At 40.6% G+C, this 19,492-nt stretch carries 14 protein-coding genes; 8 read left to right on the top strand and 6 right to left on the bottom strand.

The features are described from left to right. Positions 1–61 precede the first annotated feature (61 nt). From AC5SLP_RS03095 to hemJ, 7 genes are all read left to right on the top strand, one after another. Positions 62–1,216: an efflux RND transporter periplasmic adaptor subunit gene (locus tag AC5SLP_RS03095; protein ID WP_495253659.1), complete on the top strand. Its 1,155-nt coding sequence runs from the start codon at positions 62–64 to the stop codon at positions 1,214–1,216. Continuing rightward, the gene (locus tag AC5SLP_RS03090) at positions 1,216–4,341 is read left to right on the top strand and encodes an efflux RND transporter permease subunit (protein ID WP_495253658.1); all 3,126 of its coding nucleotides are present in this window, start codon (positions 1,216–1,218) and stop codon (positions 4,339–4,341) included. Before AC5SLP_RS03095 ends, AC5SLP_RS03090 begins: the two co-directional genes overlap by 1 nt. After that, positions 4,331–5,725 carry an efflux transporter outer membrane subunit gene (locus AC5SLP_RS03085; protein WP_495253657.1) on the top strand — a complete coding sequence of 465 codons (1,395 nt, stop codon included), beginning with the start codon at positions 4,331–4,333 and terminating at the stop codon, positions 5,723–5,725. The genes AC5SLP_RS03090 and AC5SLP_RS03085 overlap by 11 nt, the downstream gene beginning before the upstream one ends. Before the next feature lie 10 nt (positions 5,726–5,735). After that, complete coding sequence (locus AC5SLP_RS03080; RefSeq protein WP_495253656.1) at positions 5,736–6,764, top strand: NADH:flavin oxidoreductase/NADH oxidase; 1,029 nt, start codon at positions 5,736–5,738, stop codon at positions 6,762–6,764. A 77-nt stretch (positions 6,765–6,841) separates the two neighbouring features. After that, positions 6,842–7,738: an alpha/beta hydrolase gene (locus AC5SLP_RS03075; RefSeq protein ID WP_495253655.1), complete on the top strand. Its 897-nt coding sequence runs from the start codon at positions 6,842–6,844 to the stop codon at positions 7,736–7,738. A 128-nt stretch (positions 7,739–7,866) separates the two neighbouring features. Further along, complete coding sequence (gene cowN / locus AC5SLP_RS03070) at positions 7,867–8,169, top strand: N(2)-fixation sustaining protein CowN (RefSeq protein ID WP_495253654.1); 303 nt, start codon at positions 7,867–7,869, stop codon at positions 8,167–8,169. A gap of 60 nt (positions 8,170–8,229) precedes the next feature. Continuing rightward, entirely contained in the window at positions 8,230–8,745 is a 516-nt protein-coding gene (hemJ, locus tag AC5SLP_RS03065; protein ID WP_495253653.1) for a protoporphyrinogen oxidase HemJ, read from the top strand. A gap of 72 nt (positions 8,746–8,817) precedes the next feature. Here the strand turns inward: hemJ and AC5SLP_RS03060 are convergent, their stop codons facing one another. From AC5SLP_RS03060 to AC5SLP_RS03045, 4 genes are all read right to left on the bottom strand, one after another. Beyond that, a complete protein-coding gene (locus AC5SLP_RS03060) occupies positions 8,818–10,431 on the bottom strand; it encodes a cache domain-containing protein (RefSeq protein ID WP_495253652.1) in 1,614 nt (537 codons plus the stop codon). 174 nt (positions 10,432–10,605) lie between these two features. Next, entirely contained in the window at positions 10,606–11,820 is a 1,215-nt protein-coding gene (locus AC5SLP_RS03055; protein ID WP_495253651.1) for a BaiN/RdsA family NAD(P)/FAD-dependent oxidoreductase, read from the bottom strand. Continuing rightward, positions 11,817–12,656: a CvfB family protein gene (locus AC5SLP_RS03050; protein WP_495253650.1), complete on the bottom strand. Its 840-nt coding sequence runs from the start codon at positions 12,654–12,656 to the stop codon at positions 11,817–11,819. The genes AC5SLP_RS03055 and AC5SLP_RS03050 overlap by 4 nt, the downstream gene beginning before the upstream one ends. Continuing rightward, entirely contained in the window at positions 12,649–13,065 is a 417-nt protein-coding gene (locus AC5SLP_RS03045; protein WP_495253649.1) for a DUF2721 domain-containing protein, read from the bottom strand. Before AC5SLP_RS03045 ends, AC5SLP_RS03050 begins: the two co-directional genes overlap by 8 nt. Positions 13,066–13,165: 100 nt before the next feature. On the opposite strand from AC5SLP_RS03045, the gene AC5SLP_RS03040 reads away from it, so the two are divergent. Next, on the top strand, positions 13,166–16,114 hold the full coding sequence (locus AC5SLP_RS03040; RefSeq protein ID WP_495253648.1) for a MutS-related protein: 2,949 nt from the start codon (positions 13,166–13,168) through the stop codon (positions 16,112–16,114). 43 nt (positions 16,115–16,157) lie between these two features. Here the strand turns inward: AC5SLP_RS03040 and AC5SLP_RS03035 are convergent, their stop codons facing one another. Together AC5SLP_RS03035 and AC5SLP_RS03030 are read right to left on the bottom strand one after the other, a co-directional pair. Beyond that, positions 16,158–17,771: a methyl-accepting chemotaxis protein gene (locus tag AC5SLP_RS03035; RefSeq protein ID WP_495253647.1), complete on the bottom strand. Its 1,614-nt coding sequence runs from the start codon at positions 17,769–17,771 to the stop codon at positions 16,158–16,160. Between the two features lie 142 nt (positions 17,772–17,913). After that, positions 17,914–19,485 carry a methyl-accepting chemotaxis protein gene (locus tag AC5SLP_RS03030; RefSeq protein WP_495253646.1) on the bottom strand — a complete coding sequence of 524 codons (1,572 nt, stop codon included), beginning with the start codon at positions 19,483–19,485 and terminating at the stop codon, positions 17,914–17,916. Between the last annotated feature and the right edge of the window lie 7 nt (positions 19,486–19,492).

The raw sequence follows: 19,492 nt of genomic DNA, 5'->3' as shown, positions 1-19,492 counted from the left end.
AGATATTATTAACAACGATATGCTAAAATCGACACATATATTATAATTCTAAGGAATGCGGATGTTTTTACTTAACAAAAAGATTTTTCTCTTAGTAACATGTCTAGCGGCACTTGGCACACAAAGCTATGCCGAAGAAGCCAAAAAAGAACCCAAAGCGGCTGCAACAACAGCACCGTTGCCAGCTGTTGATGTCTATAAAGTCTCAGAAGCAAAAGAAGAAGCACTGGTACTTCAGTACCCAGGAAAAACCATTAGCTCACAAAATGTTGTGATTAAAGCAAGAGCCAACGGTATTTTGCTCAAAAAATTTTTTAACGAAGGGGATTTTGTTAAAGAAGGGGATATTTTGTATAAAATTGAACCGGATAGCTACGAAGCCGCTTTTAATTTAGCCAAAGCCAATGTTGCAAGCCTTGATGTCCAGCTTCAAAAGACACAAAAAGATTGGGAAAGAATTAAAGCCCTTTATGACAGTGGCGCTTCCAGTGAACAAGAAAAAGATACCGCATACTGGGCTTATGAAGGGGCAAAAGCCAATTTAGCCAGTGCAAAAGCATCTTTACAGACAGCTTCTATCAACCTTGATAGAACCACCATCAAAGCGACCATGAGCGGTATGACAGGGCTCAAACAAGTGGATGTCGGTGCACTGGTCAGCGACGGAACGCCTTTGGTTGAAATCACACAAATCAGCCCTTTAAATGTTGAGTTTTCCATTCCAGATATTGATATTATGAAACAAAAATACAATATCAAAAATGGCAAATGGAGCCATCCAAGCGAAGGCAAGCTCAAAGCCACCTTGCTTGTTGGCAATACCCCATACAAAGAGGTGGGTGTTGTGGACTTTTTTGATAGCGCACTCAATGCAAAAACAGGCTCTCTCAAAGCCAGAGCAACCTTCAAAAATACCAACAAAGACCTTTTGCCAAACCAATTTGTTAAAGTCAATCTTATGGGTTTAACCCGTAATAATGTCATTAAAATTCCTCAAAAAGCGGTGCTTCAAAATCCTTTGGGAACCGTTGTGTTTGTGGTACAAGAGGGGAAAGCAGTTGCGCGTCCTGTCAAAGTGGGAGAAGCCAGTGAAAATGATTATGTGATTGAAAGTGGATTGAAAGCTAATGATGAAGTTATTTTGAACAATTTCTTTAGAATTAAAAATGGTGCACCTGTCAAAATTGATAAAGTAGTGAATGACGGTGCGAAATAATGTTCTCTAAATTTTTTATCAATCGTCCTATTTTTGCGACTGTTGTATCAATCGTTATTGTCCTTGCGGGTATTATTGCGATTCGCTCTTTACCTGTCCAAGAATACCCGAGTATTGCACCGCCTCAAATCATTGTCTCAGCGACCTATCCAGGAGCCGATGCACAAACCCTTGCAACAACGGTTGCAGCACCTCTTGAAGAAGAGATTAACGGTGTAAAAAACATGATTTACATGACCACAACCGCTTCGCCGAGTGGTAGTGTAAACATCAATGTCTATTTCCAAATCGGTACCGATGTCGCCCAAGCGAAGGTTGATGTGAATAACCGTGTGCAAATTGCGACCAACAAACTTCCCGAAGCCGTTAAACGACAAGGTGTTTCAACCAGAGAGCGTTCCCCTGACATCTTAAAAGTTTTGGCGCTCACATCAAAAGACAATGTCCATGATACAACCTTCATTTCCAACTATGCCTTGGTCAATATCGTTGATGATTTAAAACGGATTCCCGGTATTGGCGATGTTACCATCTTTGGCAACAAAAACTACGCGATTCGCGTCTGGTTACGCCCTGATAAATTGGCATTGTATGATATGACAACCGCAGAAGTGATCAATGCGATTAAAAGCCAAAATGAGCAGTACGCGGCAGGTCAAATTGGACAAGAGCCGATGAGTAAAGAGCCAACTTATACCTATACGGTAAAAACCGAAGGTAGGCTAAAAACGGCAGCGGAATTTGAAAATATTATCCTTAAATCAAATAACGATGGCTCATCTCTTAAACTCAAAGACGTGGCACGTATTGAATTGGGTGTGGAAGCGTACTATTTTGGAGGCATTTACAATAACAATCCGATGATTCCTATTGGTATTTTCCTATCCTCTGGTGCAAATGCTCTTGAAGTCTCAGACCTGTTAGATAAAAAATTGGCAGAAATTTCGGAAAATTTTCCTAAAGACCTTCAAATAAATACCGCGTATGATCCTACTACGTTTGTACGTGAATCCATCCATGAAGTTATCTTTACGCTGCTTTTATCCATTGCCTTAGTTGTCGGCATTATTTACCTTTTCTTAGGCAATGTGAGAGCCACTATTATTCCCGTTCTTGCTATTCCTGTCTCTATCGTAGGAACTTTTGCAGGCTTTTATGCTGCGGGTTTTTCCATCAACCTTCTCACTCTTTTTGGGCTTACGCTTGCCATTGGACTTGTTGTCGATGACGCGATTGTTGTTATCGAAAACGTGGAACGTATCTTACGCGATGAAGATTTAGACGTTAAAGATGCAACGATTAAAGCAATGAGAGAAATCACCAATCCGGTGGTTGCCATCGTAATGGTTTTATGTGCGGTATTTGTTCCTGCGGCATTTTTAGGTGGTTTCAGCGGCATGCTCTATAAACAATTTGCGATGACGGTCATTATCTCGGTAACTATTTCCGGTATCGTGGCATTGACATTAACACCGGCATTGTGCGCATTGCTACTACGCAAACATGAAAGTGAGCCTATTTGGTTTATCAAAAAATTTAATAACCTTTTTGATGTTGCCACCAGTGCTTTTTCTTCGGGTGTTCGTAAAACTATTCGTTTAGGATTTTTCAATGTTGCCATTTTTGGCGTGATGATTGCAGCGATTTACTTCATTACAGCACGTATCCCAACAGGCTTGGTTCCTAATGAAGACAAAGGCATGATTCTTGTCATCAACAATCTCATGCCAGGTGCGTCTTTGGGTCGTACGCAAGAGGTCAGCAAGCAAGTCAGCGATTATGCCTTTACCAATCCAAACATTCAACGAGTGGGTGCTATGTCAGGACTTGATTTTATTACCAGTGCTTATAAAACCGATGCGGGAATTAGTTTTATTCGTCTAAAAGACTGGAGTGAGAGACCTCGAGCAGATCAAACGTCACAAGCCATTGCGGCTAAAATGATGCGTGATCTTTCTTCCAATAAAGAAGCGATGCTTTTTCCTGTCACACCGCCACCGATTATGGGTATGAGTACGACAGGTGGATTTGAGATGTATATCCAAGATCGTACGGGAAGCGACATTCAGGTGTTAGACAATTATGTCAAAGAGATTGTCGTACGCGCGAATGCCAATCCAGCACTCGCAGCGGTGCGAACAACACTCAACACCAATGTACCGCAATTTTTAATCTCAGTCGATACCGAAAAAGCAAAATCATTGGGTGTGGATACCGCTGATATATATGCAACAATCCAAGCGACATTTGGAAACACTTATACTAATGACTTTAATCTTTTTGGCAGAACCTATCATGTCAATGTTCAATCCGATGATCATTTTAGAGAAGGGGTTGAAAACTACAATGATGTTTTTGTCAAATCCAGTGCAGGAATGCTCGTTCCCATTAGCTCTCTTGCTACGATTAAACGCGTTGTGGGCCCTTCTGTCGTGCAAAAGTTTAACATGTTTCAAGCCGCGCAAATTTCAGGACAACCAAGCCCAGGACATAGCTCTGGTGAAGCTTTAAAACTCATTGAAAGCATTGCAAAAGAGGTTCTTCCCAACGGTTACACAATAGCATGGGCAGGAACATCGTACCAAGAAAAACAACTTGAGAAAAGTGGCAATACCGCTTTTATCTATGCCATTATTTTTGTTTTCTTGATTCTAGCGGCACTGTATGAGAGTTGGAGTATTCCATTTGCGATTGTGTTGGCTGTTCCTTTTTCATTTTTAGGAGCAACCCTTTTCGTACTCTTTCGAGACTTACAAAACGATATCTACTTTCAGGTCGGACTCGTTACACTCGTAGGACTTTCCGCTAAAAATGCGATTTTGATGGTCGAGTTTGCGATGCATAAACTCAAAGAAGGCTACTCCTTAGTCGATGCGACTATTGAAGGGGCAAAAATTCGCTTTAGACCGATTGTGATGACCTCATTTGCTTTTATCGCAGGAACGTTGCCATTGGCGCTGAGTTCTGGTGCAGGTGCAAATAGCCGTCATATTATTGGTACGACTGTCGTTGGCGGTATGATTACGCTAACGGCTATTGGTACATTTTTTGTACCGCTTTTTTTCTATCTTATTATGAAAACAAAAGAAAAATGGACTAAAAAAGGAGTCAAAAATGCCGCGTAACATCGCCCTTTTATCCCTTGCAACCATCTTGTTCTTGGGTGGATGTTCGCTCTCTCCCGAACTGAATGTTCCCAAAGTTGAGCTTCCAGCACCTTCCAAAGATGCTTTACATGTCAATAAAGAGTGGTGGAAACAGTTTAATGATCCTTCGCTCAATACCCTCGTTGATGAGGCTCTTAAAGGAAGTGATGATCTTAAACTCTCAGCCCTAAAAGTCCTCAAAGCACGTCAAGCATTTGGACTTAGTGAATCCAACGAATACCCAATTCTCAATGCAACGGCGAGTTCAACTCGCCAAAGAACGAGTGATGAAACCTATCAGCACAATCGCGCTAAATATACCGATAATGCCATGGGACTTGGACTCTCTTACGAAATTGATTTTTGGAACCGACTCTCCAATCAAAGTGAATCCAATTGGTCACTTTATTTAGCATCGCAAGCGGCGCAAGAAACGATTCGCAATAGTCTCATTCATGATGTTATAAGTGCTTATTTCAACCTCGCCTCACTCAAAGAACGTATGGCTATTTTAGAAGAGAGTGCCAAAGCTTACCAAGCCAGTTACGAATTTAGAGCTAAACAACAAAAAGTCGGAACCATCAGCGATGTCCTTGCCAATCAAGCGTTGGCACAATACAACAACGTCAAAGCATCTCAAAATAGCTTGATGGAGAGTTATAAGCTTCAACAAAGCGCTCTTGCAATTCTTTTAGGAAAAACACCCCAATCTCTTTTTGAGACGAACAACGAACACGCTTCTTTACCACATGCACTCATCATCCCAGCGGGTGTACCTTCGACGTTGATGGAAAACCGCCCTGATATTAAAGAGGCTTTGGAAAATTTGAAAAGTAAAAACGCTCTCATCGGCGTTGAAAAAGCTGCTTATTTTCCAACGATTAGCCTCACGGGAAATTTAGGACAGCAAAGTTCTGACTTAGATAACATTCTAAAATCCAGTGCCAATAGATGGAGCTTTGGACCTAGTTTAAGTGTGCCGATTTTTGATTTCGGGCGTATTAAACAGCGCGTTGCTATTTCAGAAACAGACTTAAAAAGTTCGCTGGTGAGTTATGAACAAAGCGTAAAAAAGGCCTATAAAGAAGTACACGATGCTTTAGCAAAAACAACGCTAGAGACCAGTAGATTAGCCTTTCAAGAAGAAGAGTTAAAAGCTTATCAGAAAGTGCTCGATTTAAATACCAAACGTTTCAATCTCGGTGTTGCCAACCAATTAGAAGTGTTAGATGCGCAAAAAAATGTTCTCTCCGCATCCTTAAATGTCGTCTCGACCAAACAAGTGCTCCTAACTTCCCAAGCAGAACTTTTTAAAGCAATGGGTGGAGGATGGAAGGAATCAGAACTTTTACATGTAAAATAAAGGAATAACCATGAGCCTTTTGCTAAGCCCCTATTCATATCACGAAATTGAGCTGAAAAACAGAGTGGTTATGCCACCCATGTGTATGTATAAAGCTCTAGAAGATGGCTGTATAACAGACTTTCATAGGGTTCATTATGCCGCGCGAGCCATTGGTGGCGTGGGACTCATTATCACAGAAGCAACCGCCGTAGAAGCGCGAGGTCGCATCAGTGATAATGATCTTGGATTGTGGTGTGATGAGCAAATAATAGGGCATCAACAATTGGTGGCATTGTGTCACCAATTTGGAGCAAAAATGGGTGTTCAACTAGCACATGCAGGACGAAAAAGTCTTTGTAAGGCTTCCACCCCGGTTGCACCTTCCGCGCTTTTATTCAGCGAAACAAACGGCTATAAACTTCCCCAAGCACTCACGCTCGATGACATTAAAAGTGTTAAAAATCATTTTGTACAAGCAGCCTTTCGAGCAGCTAAAGCAGGCTATGACATGCTAGAACTTCATGCGGCACACGGTTATTTACTCTATGAATTTTTATCGCCACTGACAAATCAACGCACGGATATGTATGGAGGTAGTCTGGAAAACCGCTGTGCTTTAGTCATTGAAATATGCCATGCCATTATACAAACCACGGGACTGCCACTTATCGTCAGACTCTCGGCGGATGAATGGGTTGATAAGGGTTGGAATATCCATGATAGCATCTACTTAAGCGATGCGTTGCATAAAATTGGCGTGCGCATGATGCACCTCTCAGCAGGAGGCAATCATGAAAAACAACCCTTGATGCCGCCACTTCTTCCATGCTACCAAGCAGACTATGCCCAGATAATTAAACAAGAAGTAGGTATTCCAACCATTGCTGTTGGTCTTATTACATCGCCTCAAATGGCAAATGAGTTGCTTGAAAAAGATGTTTGCGACCTTGTAGCCTTTGGCAGAGAACTTTTACGTAATCCTAATTTAGTACAATTTGCCGCAAAAGAAGCAAATGAACGAGCGTTGCTAGAAGTCTCGTACGCACGAGCTTTTTAGTATTTTACATCGGGTTCTTACACGAATGCTTCCATTCAACGAAGAAATCCGATGTTATCTTCTCACAAGGATTTTTTATGACATTCATTAAACATTGCGCCGCCGTTTTAATAGGTATTGGATTTCTAACACAGATGCTTCATGCAGGTATTTTGCGGGAACGTTTCACTGAGAATGAGAACGAAAAAGAGGCCATCATCGCTCAAGATATTCGCTTAATTGCAAATCTTTCGTATGGCTCGGAGGCTAAAGAGAAATTTGATGTTTATATGCCAACCCATACGATCATGAATGCGCCTATTATCTTCATGGTTCACGGTGGAGCATGGATGATTGGCGACAAAAAAAATCAAAGTGTTGTTGAAAATAAAATCACGTATTGGGTCAAGCAAAGAGGCTATATCCTGATTTCAATCAACTATCCGATGCTCCCTTCTACGCCAGTAAATCTTCAACTCAAAGAAGTGGCAAAAGCGTTGGGAGCTATTCAAGCAAAATGTGCTACATGGGGTGGAGATAAAAATAAAGTGATTCTTATGGGACACTCTGCGGGAGCGCATCTGATTGCCATGCTTGCTTCTTCTTCATCGCTCTATACCCGTTATGGTATCACACCACCTGTTGCAGCCCTCTTTTTAGACAGTGCCGTGATGGATACGCCGTTGCTCATGAGCGGGAAGCATCTTCGTTTGTATGACCGTGCATTTGGAGACAATCCAACATACTGGCAAAGTCTTTCACCATATCATCAACTTTCAGACAAACGTATGCCTCTATTAGCCGTTTGCTCAACACAACGAGACGACTCATGCCCACAAGCGAAGCGTTTCTTAGAAAAAGCGGCTGGTTTTGGGACGCAAACACAGTTGATTCCAGAAGCATTAAGCCATAAAGATATTAATTTATTGCTCGGAAAAGAGCTAACATACACCAAAATGGTAGATGATTTTCTAAACAGCGTTCTCGCACGCTAACACCACAATAAAGCTATTTGCTTTTTACATGTAAAAGGCAAATAGCACTTCTGATACAAACACCAAACTTTCCTACATAAAAAATTAAGGAACAAAAGATGCATAGCTGTGCCTAAAAAGGCTTTTTTATGCAAGAAGTACGTGACCGTTATGTCAGTTTTCACAATATCGACTGCTATGAAAACGCCACGGAAGTATTAGACGCGATGTATGAGCTCTTTGACGCGCATCCTGAAGCAAAAGATGATTTGTGGATTCGCTTTGAAACATTGATTCCAAAGGATTATAAAGCCGTTTTTGCGAAACATGATTCTAAAGATATTTTGTACCATATTTGCTCACATGTTTTTTATCTCTCTGCCCTCTTTGAAGAATACGATTTCGAAAAAGGCATAGAATTGATGGAAAAAGCCGAACTGGAATGTTGTTAAAGCCCTAGAAATAACATGTTTTCTTGCTATAATGTACCCCATCTTTTCAAGGAGAAGGCTATGGAATACTATAGTTGGATTTTAACATTTCATGTGATGTCATTCATGTCATGGATGGCGATGCTTTTTTATCTGCCTCGTCTTTATGTTTATCACGTAGAGCACTCACATAAAAGTGAATTTGTTGAAGTTGTCAAAATTCAAGAATATAAAGTCTATAAGTATATTGGGTTACCAGCTTTTTGGGCGACGCTCATCAGTGGTGTAGCCATGTTAATTGTAAATCCTATTTTATTTGAAACAGGCGCTTGGCTTTATGCTAAATTAGTGGTTGTCGCTCTTATGACTGCTTATTCATTTTCACTCGAATATTACCGTGTCCAACTGGAAAAAGGCGAATGCACACGCAGTGGAAATTTCTTTCGCGCGTACAATGAAGTTCCAACACTGCTTTCCATTTTAATCGTTGCTTATGTCGTTGTTAAAACGTTTTCTCTCCTTTTTACCTCCATTACAGTTGCATTTTTTGCATTTGTAATTTACATGGTTTTTCAACAACCGGAGCATAAAGAGTAAGCTTTCGCTTTCTCGCTCACTTTTTTATATGCTATTTCATAAAGGAAGAAGTGATTTTTCCTTTGTGAAAACCTAAAAAAGCGTTGTTCTATTTTTAGTTTGGTACATCTTCGTATCCGCTTCGACCATCAAGTCATCAATCAAGCTCTCCTTATTTCCCATAGCCAAACCTATGGATACCCCTAAATATTTTGTTTGCCCTTTAAGAATCAATGGCTCTTTTAATGCTTCCATGCATCGAGTGGCAATCAAATGAGCCGTATGTGTGGCACGCGCGCGATCACTGTCGAGGTCACTGAGTAAAATCACAAATTCATCACCGCCCATCCTCGCTAATGTATCATTCTCACGTATTAAGGTCGAAAAACGCTTCGCAACTTCAATCAGTGCATCATCTCCAGCCTTATGCCCCAACGAATCATTGATAGATTTAAACCCGTTTAAGTCCATAAAAAGTAGTGCCAATCGTGTATTGTTGCGTGCACACCGCACTAAAGCCTGCTCCAATTTATCGACCATCAAAAAGCGGTTTGGAAGTTTGGTAAGATAGTCATAATGTGCTATCTCTTTCAACTCTTTTTGACTTTCTAATAACATAGCCATCAACCGATTAAAGGCTGCTGTTAAATACCCTACCTCATCCATTTTCTTTATCGGTAACGGTGTAAGGGGTACTTCCCCAAGAGACATTTTATTCGCCAATGAAGCAGAGGTTCTAAGCGGTTTAAAAAATAAAAATAAAAAAGAGAAAAGTATTGAAGGGACAATAATTAAACTGATGGCATGTGCTTTGATAAGTGTTGTTTTAAGGTACCTTTCCATATCGAAAGCTTCATCCGTAAGGATGCGAGAGACAACAAACCAATGCGTATTTGGTACAGAAGCGATGGCAGAGAGTTCTTCTATACCATTGGCATTGATCGTAATGCCGCTGCCTCTAAAACCTGCTATGGCTTTGTCATGCAAAAGATTTTTTCCATGTTCGGGTGTGGGTTTAAGAATCCACTCTTTTTTGGCTGCTGCAATAAAAATCTGTTTTTGTGCATCAATGAGCAAGAAATCACCTGTTTTACCAATGCGCCCGTTAATAATGCGTCCAAAGAGGTCTGAAGTATATAAATTAGTCATGCCCACCACGATAGCGCGTGTATGCCCTAAGTCATCTTTAATGACCGCAGTCATGGGAAGGATAGGCTCGTTTGAAATTTTGCTTAAGAATGGAGTTCCAATGACAAACTTTTGCATCAAGGCTTGTGTGAAAAATGCGTCATTGGCATACGCTTTTTCACGCCCTTGTATTTCAGTACCTGCCCCTGAAATCAGCGTGCCATCGGTGGTTAAAACAAATAAAGCTTCCGAAAAAATCGGGTCTAATTCATAGCGTTCTGTGAGCCATTTTTGTAATGCATTTGGATTTTCTAAGAGTGGTAAAGGAAGCAAAGAGGCCATTTTTGTGAGAAATCTTTTTCGAACGTCTAAATCATGAGCAATATCTTGAGCGACCTCATTGGCAAGGGCTTCTTGATGCACAGAGACGATTTTGAAAAGATTACTGTGAATCATTTCAACAGAAAGATAATAGCGTATCAATCCTCCCACAAAAACCATCATAAAAGCAAATAATACCACACGGGTAAGAATGCTATTTTTAATTTTGTTAAAACTATCGTGTTTCAATGCAAACAAAAGTACCTCTTTTTCATCCCGTGCGAGATGATGAACTTTAATGACAATGAAAATGTCATTTTAAAGTTTCTATTGTACTTTCCCATTCCTTAATTCGTCAGGAAAAATAGAAGCTACTTTTGTCTTTATGGGGACATTCGTATCTGGTTCAACAAAACCTGATAACACGAACGATTACAAGCTATGTCCTACAAGATAACCTGATGCCCAAGCGAAGTGAAGATTAAACCCTCCACAATCGCCATCGACATCGAGAACTTCACCGCAAAAATAAAGGTTGTTGATTTTATGAGACATGAGCGTTTTGGCATCAATCTCGCGAACATCTACACCACCCGCACAGACTTCCGCACTTTCAAACCCTTTCGTTCCCTCTATGCTCACTTTCAGACTTTTGAGTGCGAAAACAAGCTTTTTAATCTCTTTGGGTGAGCAGTCCGATGCAGTTTTAAGATGTGTTAAGTGTGTGTGCAAAACGATAAAATGTGCCAGTTTTTTAGGAATCAGCCCTTCTAACCATAACGCAAGCGATTTACCCGAAGCGATACTTAGACGCTTTTGCAAAAGTGTCTGTAAGGCTTCTTGTGAAAAGGCAGGCATGAGGTCAAGGAGAACATGGATGCTATCTCCATTTAGGCTTGCTTTGGAGACAATACGACTTACATCTAAGATAGCACTTCCAGAAAGTCCATAGTTGGTAAAAAGCACATCGCCCAAAACGCTTTGCACCTTTTGGTTATTGCGAAAAAGTGTTACACCAGCGTCTATTTTAACGCCACTCACCTCTTTGAGATGCGCTTCATTACTCGTAAGTTGGACCAGCGACGCACACGGTTCGATGATGGCATGACCTAATTTTTTAGCGAACATGTAGCCACTGCCAGAACTTCCCAGTGTCGGCATCGCAAGGCTTCCTGTTGCAATGACACAAGCATCAAAAAAGTGTGTTTGTTCTTTTACATGTAAAACTAAACGTCCCTCGTTACATGTAATATCTTGCACTTCTGCATCCAGATGAAACACAACGTTTAACGAACGTGCTTCATGCACCAAGAGGTCTACCACAGAAGAGGCTTGATGACTCATAGGATACAATCTCCCCTCTTCTCCTTCTCGCATTTCAAGCCCAAGGCTTCTAAAAAATGTTTTACAGGTTGTTGTGTCAAAGCGTTTAAACACATCTTTTAAAAGATGTATGGACTCACCATGATAACGTGAAAGGGAGACGTTCTGATTGGTGATATTGCAACGGCCATTGCCTGTTGCTAAAATTTTGCGACCCACTTTACTGTTCTTTTCAAAAAGAGTTACAGAATGCCCTTTACGAGCCGCTATAATGGCACATACGAGCCCAGAAGCACCTGCACCGATAATCGCTACGTGCTTCATAAAAGCGTCATACCTTCTTCATTGACTGTGATTTTTTTCATTTCAATTAATTTCGTAAGCGCCTTTTTAAACGTCTTACGGCTTAAGCCTACTTCATCTTGAATTTGTTCTGGTGCGCTTTTATACGTTAATGAACTCACCCCTCCCTTGGCTTGTAAAAATTCCAATACTTTTTCTACGGCAAGCGCTTCATTTTTATCGCCTTTAGGTTGAAGGGTCAAATCCAGTTTGCCGTCTTTACGGATGGTTTTGATGTAGCCTATTTTTTCATCGCCTACGTCAATATTTTCAAAAATCTCCGTATGGAAAATCATGCCATCGTACAGATTGTTGGCAATGACTTTAAACCCAAGAGGCGTACGTTCTCGCACCAAAAGCTTCATGGCTTGTCCCTCTTTAAGGCTCTGTGTCTCTTTCGATAAAAATTCATTGTACTTTTGACTGCCAATAATGCGTCCTGTCTCATCATCCAAACACACACGGACAATCACCTTCATTCCCACATGAAACGCAAATTTTTGGAGTGCTTTAGGCACAAGCAAATCTTTAGGCAACCCCCAATCCAAAAAAGCGCCAAAAGGTGTGACATCAACCACTTCAAAACAACCAAATTCATCTAACATCGCTTTAGGAAAAGTGGTACTAGACACAATGCGGTCTTCAGAATCAAAATAGACAAACGCATCAATCTCATCGCCCTCTTTCATGGCATACGTGACGTATTGGTTTGGGAGTAAAACCTCATCCTTGTCTTCACAGATTAAATACACGCCATTGTCCGTATAGCGATTGATTTTGAGACGATTTTTTTCGCCCACAAGGAGATACTTATTCATGGTTTACTTTCGTTTTCATTTTGTCACCCATATCGCTTAACTCTAGATTGAGTGCTTTGGTGGAGATGATGACCTCCCAAAGAGAGATAAATAACGATGCGCACATCGCGATTAGACTGAGTCCAAAGACTTTTTTACCCATTTCAAGATACTGCAAAAAGAGTGCGAACATCGAAAAAGTGCAGAGTAAAATCGAAAGAACTCCAAAAAATTGCATCCATTTGGTCAATTCCAAACGATGTTTGAGGCTTTGAATCTGTTTATATTCTTCAAAATTATCCCGTTCATTGGATTGGCGGTGTAACATCCGAATCAATTGCGCCACTGCCAAAAAACGGTTGGTATAGGCTAGCAAAAGAAGAGAAACGGCGGGAAATAAAAGTGCGGGCGTTGAAATTTCAATGTCCATGGTTATCCTTTACATTAAGTGCTTTTATTGTATCTTAAAACGGCTTTTATCAAACCAAACTTTATGCTTTCATGCGCTATAATCTAGCTATTATAAAGAGGTGGAAACAGATTATATGCTTGAAAATATTGCTCAAATGCTCAATTCCAAAGAGAAACTTCTCACTGAAATTTACTTTGACCTTCAGCTTTTTTTTGAAGCAAAATATGGCAAAAACACTATTGTTTTTATGGAAATCGGCTCTTTTTTTGAAACCTATGAAGTCAATAATGAAACACACCAAATTGGCAAAGCCAAAGAGGTCAGTGAACTTTTAAACATCCAACTCACACGCAAAAACAAATCTATTTTAGATAACTCTTTGCAAAATCCATTGCTTGCAGGCATTCCTTCCGTATCGCTTGATCGTTATCTTAGCCGTTTGGTTCAAAGTAAAAAATATACCATCGTTTTGGTGCGCCAAAAAGGTGAACCACCGCATGTCAAACGCTATATCTCCAATATCATCAGCCCGGGAACCAATTTTGATTATCTGATGGAGTCCAGTGAAAACTATCTGGTATCCTTACTCATCGACTGCAATCACGCTATCTATTCTGTCGGATACAGCGCCATTGATGTAACAACGGGGAAAACGATTATCAATGAAGTGCATGGGACGCGAGAAGATAAAACTTATGCGTTAGATGAGATTTTCAATCTCTTACAAACCTATAAAACCAGCGAAATCGTCCTTACGTTCAATAGTGAAAATATTGATAAAGAGTGGGTACAAAACTACCTTGAAATCACGCCGAGTGTGGCACATAGCCTCAATAAAGAGCGTCTTAAAGTGGCGTATCAAAATGAACTTTTTGCTCGTATCTATGCCATTCGCTCTTTACTCTCCCCCATTGAATACTTAGACATAGAGCGTTACCCTTATGCGAGTGAGTCATTAGCAATTTTATGCGATTTTATCATCGAACACGATGCCAATATTATTGAAAAAATGAGCCGACCTATTGTGCTGGGCAATAGTCGATACCTCTACATCGGCAATAACGCCTTAGAACAACTTGACATTATCTCTAAAAATCCTACGGAGATGACGCTATTAACGCTCATTGACCAAACCTCAACCGCCATTGGGAAACGACTCTTAAAAGAACGCTTACTCAATCCTATTTGCGATATTAAAACCCTCAATGAACGCTTTGATTTGAGTAGCCAACTGCTTAAAGATTATAAAAAATTCGATATTGCCCTCAAACAAGTCTATGATTTGGAGCGTATCTTAAGACGCATCGCACTGAAAAAACTGCACCCACTAGAACTGGATTATCTTAGCACCTCACTTGAAGCGATTTTAGGCATTCTCAAAGAGGCGCAGTTTAAGAAAATCCCCACGCCCAAAGATTTGTACGATGAGAGTGAAGCATTAAGCCTGATGCTTAAAAACACGTTTCTTCTTGATGTCTGTGCAAAATTTCGTAAAGACCAGATTCATGAAAATCTTTTTGTCAAAGGCATCTTTCCTCAAATTGATAAAATCGAACAAAGCAAGCAAGAACGCTATAGTGCTTTAGAAAAAATTGCACAAGAGATTGAGAGCTTTTTTGAAGAGAACAACCGCTCAACCATCAGTATTGAGTGGCTAGAGAGCGAAGGGCATTACATCGCCATCAGTAAGAACCGTTTCGCACTGATTGAAGAGAAGCTTATGCAAAGTTTTATCACGATTGGCGATAAACACTACTTTTTCAAAGATTTTACATTTAGACACCTTAAAAATAGCGTCAAAATTTCCGCATCGCTCATCGAAGAGATTTCCCAAGAAATCACACTCAGCAACCTTCAGATGATAGCGCTTGTCAAACAACGCTACGATGAAATTTTAGAAAAAATCGAAACCCATTATGCGCTTGTTTTAGAGCATCTTATCGCTTTTATTGGTACACTGGATGTGGCACTGAGCAATGCAAAATGTGCCGTACTTTATAATTATGTTCGACCTGAACTTTTACCAATGCAAGAGGAAGAGCGTTTTGTCGAAGCCATTGGACTTCGTCATCCTCTCATCGAATCGCGCGAAGAAAATGGCATCTACATTCCCAACGACCTCTTCTTAGGCAACATAACACCACGGATTACGCATGACCATGTGACCATTGAAGCCGCACGCGATAAAGAAGTCCAAGGCATTCTTCTTTACGGCATTAACTCCAGTGGTAAATCATCCCTGATGAAGAGCCTTGGCATGGCAGTCATCATGGCGCAATCGGGCTTTTTTGTTCCATGTGCGGCAATGCGTTTTCATGTCTTCGATAAAATCTTTACACGCATTATCAGCCATGACAACCTCTATAAAGGACTTTCAACCTTCACCGTTGAGATGTTAGAACTCAAAAATATTTTTAACCGTGCAACCCAACACTCTTTAGTGCTTGGCGATGAGATAAGCCATGGAACCGAGACAGAATCTGCGCTCGCCATTGTTGCGAGTAGTGTCTCTAAGATGCACCAACTTGGCTCACTTTTTGTGTTTGCAACCCACTTACACCAATTGGGCAATCTTACATTTATGACAGAACTCAAAACAATTATCTATCTGCATTTAGGTGTGAGTTACGATGAGGAGAGTGACAGACTTGTCTATAACCGTAAACTAGAGATGGGCAGTGGAAGCTCTTTGTATGGACTTGAATTTGCTAAATCTCTTCATATGGATAAAGAGTTCATCAAAATGGCATACGACATCAGACGCTCTTTAGCAGGAGAGTTAGGGGAAGTAGAACTGTTAAAACAGAAAAAACGCAGTAAATACAACAAAAATCTTTATCTCTCCAAGTGCGCACTGTGTGATGAATATGTCGAAGAAGTGCATCACATTAAAGCGCAAGAGAGTGCCGATGTCAATGGCAATATCGAGCATTTTCATCAAAATCACCGCTACAATCTTATACCCCTGTGCGCCAAACATCATAAGATGGTGCATGAAGGTAAAATTACCATTAGCGGCTTTGTAATGAGCAGTGAAGGCTTAAAATTACACTACGAAGAGAAGTAAAAAAGAAGTAAAGAGCCACGGTGGACTCTTTACATGTAAAAGGCTACGCCGTCTTGAACTGTGCGAGCGTTACGCTTAAATTTTCAGACAGTTTGGAAAGATGTTTTGCCGCAGAAGCAATCTCTTCAACGCTTCTGGCGTTGGAGCTGGAAAAGCCATTGATGGACTCGATTTTTTGAATCACTGTTTCTTGCAAATATGCTTGATTCTCTTCTGCATCCCGCGCCACATCTTCGATAGAAGCAACCGTTTGATTGAGTAATCCTACGGCGTTGTTGGTATGCGTTGCTACGGTTTGAGAGAGTTCGCTGACATCAGAAATGCGTTTTGCATTCTCATTCATCTGCGCACTGATGTTGGTAATAGACTCAACAATCACATTAATCGTTGCATTGGTTTCTACCAAGCTTTTTTGTGTTCGCTCCGCTAGTTTGCGTACTTCATCAGCCACAACCGCAAAACCTCTGCCATGTTCGCCTGCTCGTGCCGCTTCGATGGCAGCATTGAGGGCTAAAAGATTGGTCTGATCGGCAATGTCACCAATCACATTTAAAACGCCTCGAACATCCCCAGCTTCATTGGCAAGATGCGTCAGCTGTTCGTTAATTTGTACTTCAATCTGCGCTGTTTCACTCAAATGCGTTACCGTCTCTTTTAATGAAGCATATGCCAAGCCAAGACCTTGTTGCGCCTCAAACGTAATTCCTTTAACACGTTGCGTTTTTTGAACCGAAGATTGAATATGATCCACCACATTTTTTGTCTCATGTGTTGTTTGAAGAACGACACTAGACTCCTCTTCTGCTCGCAAACCTATCTGATAACTTGTTTGGGAGAGCTCTTCTGAGACAGAAGCATTTTCAAGCGCATTGTCTTTTGCATGAGAGATAGCATCGCATAATTCGGATAAAAGCATATTAACGGATTCTATCGTCTCATTGATTTCATCTTGGCTGTCTGTTTCAATTCGCTGGTGCAATGTTTTTGTTTGACGCATCCATAAACACCCCTCTTTTGCTTTTTTTACGGAATTGCCTATCGAACGCATGACAATAAGAGCAATCGCTAAAACGATCATAAAAATAACCGTGTAGGCTATTGTTGATAAAGTTTCATCCAACGCTATTTTTTCTAAATTATCATTTTTAAAAGATGCTTCAAGTGCTTTGGCGTGTTCAAAAATCACCTGATACGTTGAATTGCTTTTTTCCATGAGTCCAATCAATTGTTCATAGACATCAGGATTTTTTGTTGCAAATGAATCTTGTAAAATGGCTTTTTTAAAGCGTGTTATAATCTCAATACGGGGTTGATTTAACGCATCCCACTGTTGAATATGTTGTTCCAACTCTGTAAATTTTTGACGATTTTCAGGTTTGGTTATCATGGGTTTGAGCTGTTCAATATCATTGATAAGCGCTTTATAGGCACTTTGAAATTTACTTAAAGAGGCTGCATCCCCCAATAAATGATACCCTCTAATTTCCATACCGCATATGGCAAGGTTGGATTCAATTTGACCGGAAAGCCAAATCTTCGTTGCTGCTTCTTTTGCATCTTCACTGGATCGATGTGCCTGAAATCCTGCAAACAAAAAACCCATTCCTACAATAATTAAAAGTAACCAAAGTTTACTTTTAATAGTTTTTAACATCATTTTTTTCCTTACAAACAAAATTTGGACGTAATTATACTCCTTGGGGTTTAAACAAAATGTAACAACAGTGTGAGGATGATAAGCAATTAAGAGGAAAACAGAAGATAAAGAGCGTTATTCAACGCTCTTTACATGTAAAATATTATGCCGTTTGAAATTGGGCTAAGGTATGACTTAAACTCTCCGATAATTTCGCTAAATGTTCCGCCGCAGAGGCAATCTCTTCGACACTTCTCGCATTCGAGCTGGAGAGATGATTGATCGTTTCAATACGATGAATGATCGCTTCATTGATGCGTTTGACATTATGCGATGCTTTTAAAACAACCTCATCTGTGGCACTCACTGAGTTGTCCAACAGACTTACGGCATCACGGGTTTGCACGCTGACTTTTGTCGAAAATTCACTTAAATCGTGAATGCGTGTGGCATTATGGCTCATCTCGCCACAAATATCTTGAATGGCTTGAACAATCACGTTGATAGTGGCATTCGTCTCAATCAAACTCTTTTGTGTCCTCTCCGCCAATTTTCGAACCTCATCTGCAACGACGGCAAATCCACGGCCATGTTCTCCTGCACGCGCTGCTTCAATCGCGGCATTTAACGCTAAGAGATTGGTTTGTTCAGCAATATCGCTGATAACATCTAACACGTTTTTCACTTGGTCGGCATCGTTGGATAATTGAATCAGCCTATCATTCATGTGCGATTCTGTATGCGTCGTCTCTTCTAACTGCTCTATCGTTTCATGCAGTAAATCTTGTGCCAATAAAAGGCTCTTTTGCGCATGATGAATGGTCTCTTTTACTTTAGACACATCTTCACTCGTATGCTCAATTTCTTGCGCTACTTTAGCAGCTTCACTGGTTGTTTCTTTGACCACATCGGATTCTTCTTCTGCACGCTTTCCAATTTGCAAACTCGTACTTGAAAGCTCTTCCGCAACGGACGCATTTTCTGCGGCATTATCTTTTGCTTGTGCAATAGCGTGGGCTATCTCTTGCAACAGGGCATTGACCGTTTTCATCGTTTCACTTACTTCATCGTGATTGCTGATATTCAAAGACATATTTAATGCTTTGGTCTGACGCATCTGTTCGCACTTGCTTTGCGCTTCACTGACCGATTGATTGATGGAGCGTGCAACGAAAAAGACTAAGATCAATGTTCCAAGAGAGACCACCCCAAGAACGACCTGAGAGATGATACGCGTACGATCCAACCGCGCAAAATTTGTCTTCCTGACATTCGATGAAAGAAGATGAATATTTTCGACAATAGACTCAAAAGCGTTCGCATTTTTCTTTGTCTTATCACTCCCCACCTGATAGTCTTCATAAGAGCCACCATCGACAGTTTTCTTAGGTTCATTCGCTTCATACCAAATTGCCAGTGATTTTTGAATCTCTCTGATAGTATCTTGGTTAATTTTAGAACGAAATAAAGAGAGCAAAATATCTATCTCAGGTAATAGCGCTTTGTAATGATTATGGTAAGCTTCTACCGCATCTTCTCGGTAATAGTTCTGGTAGTTACGCTGTTCAATACGCATTTGCAAAAAACGAGATTCTAATGACTGAATCGCCGCAAATCGATCCGCAACGCCTTTTGCATTGTTACTCACTTCAACGATAAAATAACCCAAGGTAGCAAATCCAATAATAAGCAGAATTAAAAGTAGCGTTAGCTTTCCTTTAATGGTTTTAAACATCATAACT

The sequence above is a fragment of the Sulfurospirillum sp. E15m genome (genome assembly GCF_059415145.1).
This window is presented reverse-complemented; position numbering and strand designations above follow the sequence as displayed.

Excerpts from the sequence above, each read along its gene's own strand:
- AC5SLP_RS03095 (WP_495253659.1), top strand. The coding sequence starts at position 62 with ATGTTTTTACTTAACAAAAAGATTTTTCTCTTAGTAACATGTCTAGCG.
- AC5SLP_RS03090 (WP_495253658.1), top strand. The coding sequence starts at position 1,216 with ATGTTCTCTAAATTTTTTATCAATCGTCCTATTTTTGCGACTGTTGTA.
- AC5SLP_RS03085 (WP_495253657.1), top strand. The coding sequence starts at position 4,331 with ATGCCGCGTAACATCGCCCTTTTATCCCTTGCAACCATCTTGTTCTTG.
- AC5SLP_RS03080 (WP_495253656.1), top strand. The coding sequence starts at position 5,736 with ATGAGCCTTTTGCTAAGCCCCTATTCATATCACGAAATTGAGCTGAAA.
- AC5SLP_RS03075 (WP_495253655.1), top strand. The coding sequence starts at position 6,842 with ATGACATTCATTAAACATTGCGCCGCCGTTTTAATAGGTATTGGATTT.
- cowN (WP_495253654.1), top strand. The coding sequence starts at position 7,867 with ATGCAAGAAGTACGTGACCGTTATGTCAGTTTTCACAATATCGACTGC.
- hemJ (WP_495253653.1), top strand. The coding sequence starts at position 8,230 with ATGGAATACTATAGTTGGATTTTAACATTTCATGTGATGTCATTCATG.
- AC5SLP_RS03055 (WP_495253651.1), bottom strand. The coding sequence starts at position 11,820 with ATGAAGCACGTAGCGATTATCGGTGCAGGTGCTTCTGGGCTCGTATGT.
- AC5SLP_RS03050 (WP_495253650.1), bottom strand. The coding sequence starts at position 12,656 with ATGAATAAGTATCTCCTTGTGGGCGAAAAAAATCGTCTCAAAATCAAT.
- AC5SLP_RS03045 (WP_495253649.1), bottom strand. The coding sequence starts at position 13,065 with ATGGACATTGAAATTTCAACGCCCGCACTTTTATTTCCCGCCGTTTCT.
- AC5SLP_RS03035 (WP_495253647.1), bottom strand. The coding sequence starts at position 17,771 with ATGATGTTAAAAACTATTAAAAGTAAACTTTGGTTACTTTTAATTATT.
- AC5SLP_RS03030 (WP_495253646.1), bottom strand. The coding sequence starts at position 19,485 with ATGTTTAAAACCATTAAAGGAAAGCTAACGCTACTTTTAATTCTGCTT.